The 12127-nt window shown below is 69.9% G+C and carries 4 protein-coding genes; 3 read left to right on the forward strand and 1 reads right to left on the reverse strand.

Annotated features, from left to right (window positions below; genetic code table 11):
* Positions 1-2132 (reverse strand): sodium:proton antiporter (locus B551_RS04045; protein ID WP_052511261.1); only part of this gene is annotated, 2132 nt, incomplete at its 3' end.
* A gap of 269 nt (positions 2133-2401) precedes the next feature.
* Between B551_RS04045 and B551_RS04050 the strand changes: the two genes are divergently transcribed.
* From B551_RS04050 to B551_RS26420, 3 genes are all read left to right on the forward strand, one after another.
* Positions 2402-2779 (forward strand): H-NS family nucleoid-associated regulatory protein, encoded by a 378-nt coding sequence (locus B551_RS04050; protein ID WP_006577310.1) that lies wholly within the window; start codon positions 2402-2404, stop codon positions 2777-2779.
* A 694-nt stretch (positions 2780-3473) separates the two neighbouring features.
* On the forward strand, positions 3474-11429 hold the full coding sequence (locus tag B551_RS04055; RefSeq protein ID WP_172682435.1) for an SdrD B-like domain-containing protein: 7956 nt from the start codon (positions 3474-3476) through the stop codon (positions 11427-11429).
* Positions 11430-11548: 119 nt separating this feature from the next.
* Positions 11549-12127 (forward strand): OmpA family protein (locus tag B551_RS26420; protein WP_172682436.1); only part of this gene is annotated, 579 nt, incomplete at its 3' end.

The following is a 12127-nucleotide window of genomic DNA, read 5'->3' on the forward strand; positions in this document are numbered from 1 at the left end:
GTCGGCACCTTGGCGGGCGGGGGGCGCGTGCGTGCGCCGTCGCCGAAGCTGCCGCGCAGCGGCGGCCGCGCCAGATTGGCCTCCCACGCCTGCCGGATCGCGCGCGCGATCTGGTTGTAGGCCTCGCGCGAGATCACGTTCTCCTCGCGCATCGCCTGCAGCTCGTGCTGGCCCTTGCGCAGTGCGAACAGCATCAGCATCCGCTTCTCCAGCGCGACGGTATAGCTGCCGAACTCCTCGCGCATTTGCTGGAGCGCCTGTTCGGCGGCGTGGAAGCGGTCCTCGAGCACGCCGTCGAGCACGGTGGCCATGCGTGCGCCGAACACCGGCGACAGCATCGCGCGGTTGTATTGCCGCAGCCGCTGCAGCACGGTCTGGCGCACGATCATCAGTTCGAAGCGGTCGGCCAGCACGCGCGCCAGCGGCCGGTCGATCGACAGGCGCCGGTGCAGGAACAGCGCGATGCGAAAGCTCTTCTGGTAGTCGAGGATGTGGCGGGCCGCGCGGTTGTAGCCGATGCGGCCCTGTTCGCGCGCGGCGTCGATCATCTGCGCGGTGTTTCGCATCATCGCGTCGAGGTTGGCGACCGACACCACGCCGTTGCCGTATTCGGGGATCAGCTCGCTCTCGCGCGTCGCCAGCGTGACCAGCCCGATCGACAGCCGCGCCCGCTCGGACAGCGCGCTGTCGAAATCGAAATCGGCCGAGCCCAGCTCGATGTCGCGCCGGTAATGCGCGGCGACCTCGCGCGCGGCCGACGGCGGCAGCCCGAAGCTGTCGGCCAGCCGATCGAGCGCGCTCTCGACCTCCTCGGTCGACAGCCGGATCGCCTGGCGCTGCAGCGCCAGTTCCTGCGGCGACAGCCGGTCCAGTTCGAGCCGGCGGATCAGCCAGCGCAGCGTGGTGCCGTTGACCAGCAGGCTGACCAGCACGAAGCCGGTCGCCAGGATCGCGACGAAATGGCGCGTTTCCAGCGGCAGCGCGCGGTTCTCGGCGATGCCCAGCGCCAGCACCAGCGTGACCGCGCCGCGCAACCCGCCCCAGGCGATCGCCAGCTTGTACGCCGAGTCGATCGGCGCGGACAGCCGCAGCCAGGTCAGCACCGGCAGCAGGCCGAACAGCGTCGCCAGACGCGCCAGCAGCGCGGCCGCCACCAGCGCCAGCAGCAGCCAGCCGTGGTGCGGCGTGACACCCTGCAGCAGCGCCGGCACGCGCACCGCGGCCAGCAGGAAGACCACCGCGCCCGCGATCCCGGCGAACTGTTCCCAGATCATGCGCAGGTGCCGCCAGTTCGGGGGAGTCAGCCGGGTCGGACCCAGCGCGCCGAGGGTCAGCCCGGCGCAGACCACGGCGACTACGCCGGACACATGCAGCAGCTGCTCGGCCAGCAGATAGAGCGGATAGGGCAGCGCCAGCGTCAGCGCGGCCTCGGCGACCGCAAGGCCGGCCAGCGCCGGCAGCAGCTCGGCCAGCAGGCGGCCGGCAATCAGGCCGCATACCATGCCGCCGCCGAACGCCCAGGCCAGCTCGGTCAGGCCGGCGGCGAGCGTCGCTTCGGCGCCGTGACCGGTCAGCATCGCGATCAGCACGCCGACCAGCGCGATCGCCGCGGCGTCGTTCAGCAGGCTCTCGCCCTCGACCAGCCGGATCAGCCGGGCCGGCGCGCCCACATCGCGAAAGATCGCGATCACCGCGGCCGGGTCGGTGGTCGCCACCACCGCGCCGAGCAGCAGGCAGACCACCAGGTTCATGCCGCTGGCCGCCGCGGTGACCACGCCGATCACGCCGGTGGCGACCACCACGGCCACCACAGCCAGCAACAGGATCGGCGCCGCGTCCGGCAGCATGCTGCGCACGTCGGCCGTCAGCGCCGCGTGGAACAGCAGCGGCGGCAGGAAGATCCACAGATAGGCTTCGGGCGGCAGCGACGGATCGATCAGCGGATGCAGGAAGTGCTCGGCGAACTCGGGCAGCGTGGCGTCGATCGCCACATAGCCCGCGCCAATGGCGATGCCGATCCCCGACAGCAGCGTCGATTCCGGAAACCGCAGCCTGGCCGCGGCGACCTGGACCACCGCGACGATGGCCAGCAGGGCGCCGAGCAGGATCAGTACGTCGACGATGATGTTCACGGGCGCGCGCTCCTGGCGCGCGTGGCATGGCATCGGCGCAGAGGCGGGAAGGCGAGCGGCAACGACAACACGGAGGAATCCTGGCTTGCGGCGAAAGAGAGGCTCGACCTTAGCGCGAAGGCGTGGCGCAATTCAAGGTTTTGCCGCGCCGGCAGGGCGTATCGGCGCCGAGCCTGTAGAATCGCGATGTTCGACCGGCACCGCCGGGTCCTTCTGTTGTCCTCCTAGCCTGTCGGCCGCCTCGGGTCGGCAGCGTGCACGAAAACGCCATGTCCGAGTTCGATGAAGCCCGACTAGCCGCGGCCGCCTGGGTGCGCGCGCAGATGGATCGTTATGGCCTGTCGCTGGACGATCTTGTCGCGGCCGGTTGTTTCTCCGGTAGCGGCCGGACCGAACGCGGCCGCGCCGCCGATACGCCAACGTCGGCCACCCCGGCCCCACCATCGTCGGCCGTTCCTTCGGCCGCTCCTTCGCCCGCTCCTTCGGCTGCCACCCCCGCCGCGAAGAAGGCCGCGCCGCCCGAGCCTGCCGGCGTTCTGTATCGCAATGCATTGGGCCAGTGCTGGGATGGCACCGGCGAGATGCCGGACTGGCTGCAGCGGGCCGTCAACGCGGGCCAGACGCCCGAGTTCTATCGCGTCAGCTGACGTCCCCCGGCATCACCGCGGTGCGGGCCGGCACGCCGCCGTCCATGTCGGGTCGGCGGAACATTGCAGGGCAGCAAGCCCCTTCGTCGGTTTTTCCATACACTCGTCCATTGCCCGCCAGGCCAAGCCTGGCGCGGCTTTCCACTTTCTGGGCAAGGCCAGGGAGACAGACGTTTCGATTCAGACACATTTGTTTACAATGTTGTTTTTGAATCACTAGGACAATCCGCTCCGCGTTCGCAGAGCAGGTTCCACGGGGTGGGAGTTGTTGCCCCGCGAATCCGTCAGCGTCATCGCTTTCCCCGTCGCAGCCGACCCGGCCATGTCCCGGCAGGCCATCGGGGAAACGCCTCAGCGATCCGAAACACCAGCAGCACAGCCTTGAAGCCGCGCCTTACCGTGTACGACACGGCGGGGGGGGGGCGTGTGGGTTTGGCCGGCGTATGCCGGCACGCGGGCGGGGAGCCAGCCGCCCATCGCAGCGAAGCAAAAGAAGCAAAAGAAGCAAAAAGACAAGTCGGCCGGCGCGACAGCGCGATAGATGCGACCGCGACCGGCGTGGCCTTGAGGAAACGGGGAAATCATGGATTGGTCGTCTCGGACCGCGTTCGCGGGCCCGGGCAGGCGCGCGTGCGCGCTTGCCAGGGGCAAAGCCTGGCGCAACCGCCTGCTGGCGGGGCTGGCAATGGTCGTCATGTCATCGGCGGCCACCGCCGCGGACCTGGTGCTGAACCACAGCGACGACGGCTTCGATCCCGTTCCCGCCGGCGGGCTGCTGACCTACACGCTGCGGGTCGACAACAACACCACCAATGCGGCCGCGACCGGCGTCGTCCTCAAGGACACGCTGCCGCCGGGCGTCGTCTTCGTCGACGCGCAGCCCAGCCAGGGTAGCTGCGCGGCGCCGGCCGGCGGCGTGGTGTCCTGCTCGCTGGGCTCGATCCCGGCGTCGGGCGTCGCCACGGTGCTCGTCACCGTGCGCCCGCAGAGCGCCGGCACCATCGAGAACGTGGGCGAGGTCACCTCGGCCGAGTCCGACCCCGATCTGAGCAACAACACCCGGCCGCAGACCACCACGGTTACGCAGGGTGCCGACCTGGCGATCCAGCTGATTCCGTCGAGTCCGACCGTACAGGCGGGCGGCGCGCTGAACTACGCGATGCGCGTATCGAACGCCGGCCCGGACGCGGCGACGTCGCTGCGCGTGGTCAACACGCTGCCGCCGGGCTACACCGCGACCTCGCTGCCGCTGGGCTGCTCGCAGAGCGGTTCGACGGTGACCTGTAACGTTGCGGGGCCGATCGCGCCGAACGCCACCGTCGACGTCGGCACGATCCAGGGCGAGGTCTGGACCAGCGCCAGCTCGACGCTGACCGACAGCGCCTCGGTGTCGGTGGTGTCGCCGTCCGCGGCGCAGGACCCGACCAGCGCCAACAACACGGTCACCGCCAACACCACCGTGACCGCGGGCACCGACCTGCGCATCGTCAAGGGATCGACCGGCGCGGACACGGTGACCGTCGGCACCGAATTCGACTACACGCTCGCCGTCTCGTACACCGGCGACGCGCCGGTCGGCATGGAGGTGGTGGACACGCTGCCGTCCCAGGTGGCGCTGCGCAATCCGGGTGCGTTCAGTTCCGGCGGATGGAGCTGCACGGTGTCGGGCCAGACCGTCCGCTGTACCTGGGCGGGCGGCGCGCTCGGCGCCGGCCGCAACGTCAATGCCGGCACCATCTCCATCGGCGTGCGCGCCGTCACGGCGTTCCACCCGGTCAACAACGTGGCGACCATCAGCAGCAGCACGCCCGATGTCGGCAACCTGAACAACAGCAGCACCAAGACCATCGCCATCGTCGATCCGGCCGCCGACCTGCGCGCCGAGAAGCGCGGCCCCTCGCCGGCCCTGGCGACCGTCGGTTCGAAGTGGCAATGGCAGGTCCGCCTGCACAACGACGGACCGAGCGCGCTGGTCGGCACGGCCCGGATGATCGACACGCTGCCGGCCAATCTGCGCGTGCTCGGCTATACCGCGACCAATGGCTGGACCTGCACGCCGACGCCGCCGTACGACACCAGCGCGGGCACGCAGATGACCTGTACCCGCGAGTACACCAGCGGTGCGCCGCTGGCCTCGGGCCAGGCCAGTCCCTGGGTCACCTACGAGGTCGAGGCGAAGGCCGACGGCCAGTTCGCGAACACGATGTGCGTGTCCGCGGTCGCCTCGGCCAGCGGCACGCCGGCGCTCGACAACGTGCCGGAGAACAACTGCGCGTCGTACGGCATGTCGACGCAGCCGCCGAGCGCCTCGGCGAACCTGTCGGTGATCAAGCGCGTCGCGCCGGCGTCGCTGCCGGCCGGCGACATCCTGACCTACAGCCTGCAGGTCGTGAACGCGGGTCCGGAGCCGTCGACCGACGTCACACTGTTCGACTCGCTGCATACGCTGATCAGCAACGGCGTCGGCCCGACCGGCGAAGGCTTCATCGATGCGGTGATCGCCAACGGCAACACGATCGGCGGCAGCTGCAACAGCGCGGCAGGCAATGCGGGCGTGCGCGATCTGTCTTGCCGGTTCCCGTCGATCCCGGTCTGTACCGCGGACAGCGACTGCCCGGTCGTCACGGTGCGCGTGCGCCCCGGCGGCGATGGCGGCGCGCGCCAGAACCAGGCCAGCGCGCTGTCGAGCAATGTCGCCGACCCGGACTACACCGACAACTTCGCGACCGTTTCTTCGAACATCGAGCCGCGCGCCGACGTCACGGTGCAGAAGTCCGCGAACCCGACCAGCATCCCGGCCGGCCAGGACCTGACCTATGTGATCACGGCGCGCAATGCCGGTCCCAGCAAGGCGGCCGATGTGCAGGCGGTCGATACCCTGCCCGCCGGCGTCTATTTCGTGCGGGCGCAGGGCAACGGCGGTGGCAGCTGCACCACCGCGCTGGCGCCGGGAGCATTGACCACCGGCGGCGAGACCGTGACCTGCAGCTGGGCCGAGATCGTGGCCAATGGGCAGCAGACCGCCACCATCGTGGTGCGACCCGGCACCGCGCTGCGCAACACCACGATCACCAACAACGTGGCCGTCAGCACGTCGACGGTCGAGACCAATGCCGGCAACAACACCGGCTTTGTCAACACCAACGTAACCGGCCCCGACCTGGACCTGCTGGTCAACAAGCGCGACAGCGTCGACCCGGTCGCGGTCGACGACATGGTGGTCTATACGATCACCGTCACCAACAACGGTCCGTCGCAGGCGCAGAACGTGATGGTCACCGACACGCTGCCGACGAGCGGCCTGCGCTTCAAGACGCTGACGTCGACCGGCAGCTGCACCACCGGCCCGGTCGATTCGATCGGCGGCACTATCAGTTGCAGCTATCCGCGAATTGCGTCCGGCGAATCGGTGCAGATCCAGGTCGGCATGCAGGGCGTGACCAAGGGGACCGTGCAGAACGCGGTCAGCATCACCTCGGACGAGATCGCCGGCGGCTTCGACCGCAACGCCGGCAACAACCAGACCACCGAGCCGACCACGGTCCGTACCAAGGCGGACCTGATGGTACTGTCCAAGACCGCGGCGCCGGCGACCGTGGACCTGATGCGTCCTTTCATCTATACGGTGATGGTTCGCAACAACGGTCCCACCGAAGGCGACAACGTGCGCGTCACCGACACGCTGCCCGCCAATATGGTGCTGACCGGCCCGCCGGTGGCGACGATGGTCAGCGGTTCTGCCACCAGCCTGAGCTGCAGCGGCGCGGCCGGCGGCAGCACGGTGCAGTGTTCGTTCGGCACGGTCGACGCGCTGGCACAGATCTCGATCGCGATTCCGGTCAAGGTGACCGCGGTCAGCAGCGCCGCGCCGACGCAGTTCACCAACAGCGCGACCGTCACCACCGATTCCAAGGACGAGCAGCCGTCCAACAACAGCAACAGCGGCATCGTGACCGTGGTGTCGTCGTCGCTCGCCGGCGCGGTCTATGTCGATGCCGATAACGACGGGGTGCGCGATGCCGGCGAAAACGGCATCGCCAATATCGCGGTGACGCTGAGCGGCACTGCCTTCGATGGCACGCCGATCACGCGCAGCACGACCACCAACGCCAGCGGCGCCTACGTGTTCGACCGGCTGCCCGAGGGCACCTATCAGATCGGCGAAGGCCCGGTCAACAACGCCGCGTACGCGGACGGCCGCGACACCATCGGCTCGGCCGGCGGCACGGTCGGCAACGACGTGTTCAGCAATATCCCGCTGCCGGGCAATACCGCGGCGACCAACTACCTGTTCGGCGAGATTCCGGCCAGCGGCATCAGCGGCCGTGTCTATCACGACCGCGATGCCGACGGCGCGATCGACGGCGGCGAGCCTGGCATCGCGGGCGTGACGGTGACGCTGACCGGCACCGACGATCTCGGCGCGACGGTCACGCGTACCGCGACCACCGATGCCACCGGCGCCTACAGCTTCACCGGCCTGCGTCCGGGCAGCTACACCGTGACCGAGACCCAGCCGGGCGACTATCTGCCCGGCCGCACCAGCGCGGGCACCGGCACCAACGGCGCCAGCGGCGGCTCGGTGTCGGGCGGCCCGATCGGCAACGCGGTGCAGGCGATCGCGCTGACGCTGAACGGCAGCGTGGCCAACGTCAACTTCGGCGAGGTCAAGGCTGCGCAGATCGGCGGCTCGGCCTATATCGATACCAATGGCGACGCGACGCGCCAGCCGGGCGAAACTTTCGGCCTGCCCAACGTCACCGTGACGCTGAGCGGCACCGACGATCTTGGCGCCGCGGTCAACGCCACCGCCACGACCAACGCCACGGGCGGCTACAGCTTCACGAACCTGCGCCCCGGCACCTACACGGTGACCGAGACGCGCCCGGCCAGCATCAGCGCCACCGGCACGCAGGTCGGCACCGGCGCCGCCACGCCTGGCACCGGCAGCACCAACGCCGCGACGCAGGTTATCGCGGGCATTGGCCTGGTGTCGGAAAGCCATGCGGTCAACTACAACTTCGGCCACCAGGGCGACACGCAGCTGACCGGCTCGGTCTATGTCGACCTGAACAACAACGGCCGGCGCGATACCGGCGAGCCCGGCATCGCAGGCGTGGCGGTGTCCCTGTCCGGCAATACCGGCGCGGGCGCGGCGGTGTGTTCGGTCTACCCATGTACGACCACCACCGACGCCAACGGCCACTACGCTTTTGCCAATCTGCCTGCCAGCGATGGCAGCGGCTATTCGGTGCGCGAGCGCGACGGCGCCGGCAATCCGTCGGCGCTGCTGAGCGCCTATGCCGACGGCACGGACCGTGCCGGTTCGGTCGGCGGCGCGCCGGTGGGCAGCGCCGGCAACGACGTGATCAACGGCGTGGTGGTGCAGCAGAACCAGCTCGGGGCCGGCTACGACTTTGGCGAACTGGGCGGCCGCGTATCAGGCTCGGTCTATGTCGATGCCGACAACGACGGCGTGCGCGGCAGCGGCGAGACCGGCATCGGCGGCATCGCGGTGCGCCTGGGCGGCAATACCACGACCGGCATTGATATCTGCACGCTGGTCAATTGCAATGCGACCACCGCGGCGGACGGCGGCTATCGCTTCGAAGGCCTGCCGGCCGGCACCTATACGTTGGTCGAAACGCAGCCGCCGCAGTACGGCGACGGCAAGGAGTCGGCAGGCACGCCCGCCGGCACCGTCAACCACGCGCTCTTCGACGGCACGCCCGGCGCCAACACGATCGGCAACATCACGCTGGCTCCAGGCCAGGAAGGGCGCGACTACCACTTCGGCGAGCGCCTCGGCGGCCTCGGCGGCGCGGTCTACAGCGACCTGAACAACAACGGCCTGCGCGATGCCGGCGAGCCGGGCATCGCCGGCGTGCAGATCCGCCTGAGCGGCACCGATGCCGCTGGCCAGGCGATCACCCGCACGGTGACCACCGGCGCGGACGGCGGCTACGTGTTCACCGGCCTGCCGAAGTCCGGCGCCGGCGGCTACCAGCTGGAGCAGCAGCAGCCGGCCAACTACCTGGACGGCAAGACCACCGCCGGGGAGCTCGGCGGCAGCAGCTGCGCCGGCTGCTGGACCACGGCACCGAACCAGGTGCCGAACCTGAGCCGGATCGGCAATATCGTGTTCGATCCGCTGCAGAGCGGCACGAACTTCAACTTCGGCGAAGTCGGCGGCGGCAGCATCGCCGGCAAGAGCTGGTTCGACGACAACGGCAACCGCGTGCAGGACGCGGGCGAAGGTTCGCTGCCGAACATCACGATCACGCTGACCGGCATCGACGATCTCGGCCAGCCGGTCAACCGCACGGTGCAGACCGGCGCGGACGGCAGCTACCGCTTCGACGGACTGCGGCCGAGCGACGCCGCGGGCTACACGATCACCCAGACGCAGCCGACCGCTTATATCGACGGCGGCGTGGTGGTCGGCAACCGCGGTGGTACCGCGGGCACCAACCAGGTCAACGGCGTCAGGATCGACAGCGGCGTGGCCGCGGCGGGCTACGACTTCCCCGAGCGTGCCTCGGGCCTCAGCGGCTCGGTCTACGTCGACATCAACGCCAACGGCCGCCGCGACAGCGGCGAGCCCGGCATCGCCGGCGTCACGGTCGCACTGTCCGGCCCGGTCACGCGCACCGCGACGACCGATGCCGATGGCCGCTACCGCTTCGGCGACCTGCCGGCCGGCACCTACACCGTGACCGAGCAGGGCGGCCCGGCGCTGGCGATCTACAAGGATGGCCAGGAGACCGTCGGCAGTGCGGGCGGCACGGCGGGCAACGACACCATCGGCAATATCGTGCTGGACGCCGGCGTGCCGGCGGGCGGCTACGACTTTGGCGAACTGACCGGCGACAAGGGCAAGATCACCGGCCAGGTGTGGATGAACAAGCCGGGCGGTTCGCGCGAAGTGCGCGAGGGCGACGAGCCGCCGCTGGGCGGCTGGCGCGTGGTGCTGTACAAGGACGGCGCGCCGGTCGGCTCGGTGGCCCCGGTGTTCACCGATGCCAGCGGCCGCTATACGCTGGACAACGTGCCGGCGGACAACGGCTACGAGCTGCGCTTCTTCAATCCGGGCGGCGCGCTGTACGGCTATCCGGTGCCGAATCCCGCCAACGGCGTGGTATGCCCCCCGCAGAGCAACGATCCGCGCTGCGCCAGCGGCGGCCGGCGCGACGTATCGGCGATCTTCGACGTCGTGGTGGCCTCCGGTGCCACGGTGACCGAGGAAAACCTGCCGGTCGATCCGACCGGGGTGGTCTACGACGCCGTCAGCCGCAATCCGGTGCGCGGGGCGAAGGTCACGCTGATCGGCCCGGACGGTGCGCCGGCGCGGCCGGAGTGGGTGGTGGGCGGCGCGCCCAATGTCGAGCAGACCACCGGCGAGGACGGCTTCTACCAGTTCCTGCTGACTTCGCAGGCGCCGGCGGGTACCTACACGCTGCGCGTGGTGCAGCCCGCCGCGTATCTGCCCCCGCCTTCGGGCATGCTGCCGCCCGCCAGCGGCGTGCTGCCGGCCGGCGGTGGCGGTCTGCTGCAGGTCGTGCCGACGCCCGGCGCGCCGCGCGGCAACGACACCGTGCTCTGGTACAACGCCTTCGCCTTCGGCGCGGTGCCGGCGCAGATCGCGCACAACCACATCCCGCTCGATCCCGTGCTCGGCGGCGCGCTGCGCGTGGTCAAGACCACGCCGATGCTGAACGTGATGCGCGGCTCGCTGGTGCCTTACACCATCGCGGTGACCAACACGCTGAACGCGCCGCTGACGCATATCGCGGTGCGCGACCTGCTGCCGCCGGGCTTCAAGTACCGCAGCGGCTCGGGGTCGATCAACGGCGTCGGCTCCGAACCGCGCGCCAACGGCCGAGAGATGACCTGGCCGGTGCAGACCTTCGCCGCGGGCGAGACCAAGACCTACCGGCTGGTGCTGCTGGTCGGTACCGGCGTCAGCGAGGGCGAGTACACCAACCAGGCCTACGCGCTGAACGCGATCGCAAACCTGCAGGCGTCCAACACGGGCGCGGCGACGGTCCGCATCGTGCCCGACGCGGTGTTCGACTGCACCGACATCATCGGCAAGGTGTTCGACGACCGTAATGCCAACGGCTATCAGGACGACGGCGAGCCGGGCATTCCGAACGTGCGCGTGGTCACGGTGCGCGGGCTGCTGGTGACCGCCGACGCCAAGGGCCGCTTCCACGTGCCCTGCGCCGATATTCCGCAGGCGGACCGCGGCTCGAACTTCGTGATGAAGCTCGACGAACGCACGCTGCCTTCGGGCTATCGCGTGACCACCGAGAACCCGCGCGTGGTCCGTGCCACGCGCGGCAAGATGGTCAAGCTCGATTTCGGCGCGGCGATCCATCGCGTGGTGCGCATCGAGGTCGATGCCAAGGCCTTCGCCAACGAAGGCAACGAGCTGCGGCCCGAATGGCAGCGCGAGCTCGGCAAGCTGGTGCCGGTGCTGGAGGCCGGCGTGTCGGTGGTCCATGTGTCGTATCGAGGCAGGCCCGGGGAGACGGGATGGGCGGACAGACGGCTGTCCTACCTGACCGATGCCTTGCGACGACTTTGGGCCGACGTTTCCAATCGTTATCCGCTGCAGATCGAAACCGAGTACGTCGAGGTCCGATAATGAAAACAATCCATCGACGTCGCACGGCCGTGCTGGTCGGGGCCCTGTTCGCGGGTACGCAGGGAAATCTGTGGGCGCAGGGCGCGCCGGGAGCCGGCGCGCCGGCCAACGCGTCCACCATGCCCACCACGCCTGCCGCCAACGCAACGAAGGGCGCGGTGCCGCCGCTGATGCGGGGCCTGTCGGAGACGGGCCGCCGCGATGACGACAGCCGGCTGTTCGAGCGCGCCATGCCCGCCTCGGCGGAGCGGCCGCTGCGGCTGGACGGCTTCACGCCATCGGAGATCGTGCAGATGCGTGCCGCCGGCGCGCAGCCGCCGCAGGGCGAGCCGCTGCTGCGCGAGCAGGTCTCCGATGCCGGCGGCGCGCTGTTCGATTCCGGCGAGGCCGAGTTGACGCCGGCCGCGCGGCAGGCGCTCGACGCCATCGTCGCAAAGTATCGCGGGCAGCCGGACGTGTCGATTCGCGTCACCGGCCATACCGACGACCAGCGCCTGTCGCGCCGCACCGCGGCGCGCTTCGGCGACAACCAGGGACTGTCGGAGGCGCGGGCGCTGGCGGTGGTGCGCCACCTCGCCGATGGCCTGAAGGTGCCCGTCGACCGCCTGGCGGTGCAGGGCCGCGGCGCGGCAGAGCCGGTCGCCGACAACGCCAGCGAGGCGGGTCGTGCGCAGAACCGGCGCGTGGTGGTCGAGATC

The organism is Cupriavidus sp. HPC(L), from assembly GCF_000307735.3.
In the GTDB taxonomy this organism is placed as follows: domain Bacteria; phylum Pseudomonadota; class Gammaproteobacteria; order Burkholderiales; family Burkholderiaceae; genus Cupriavidus.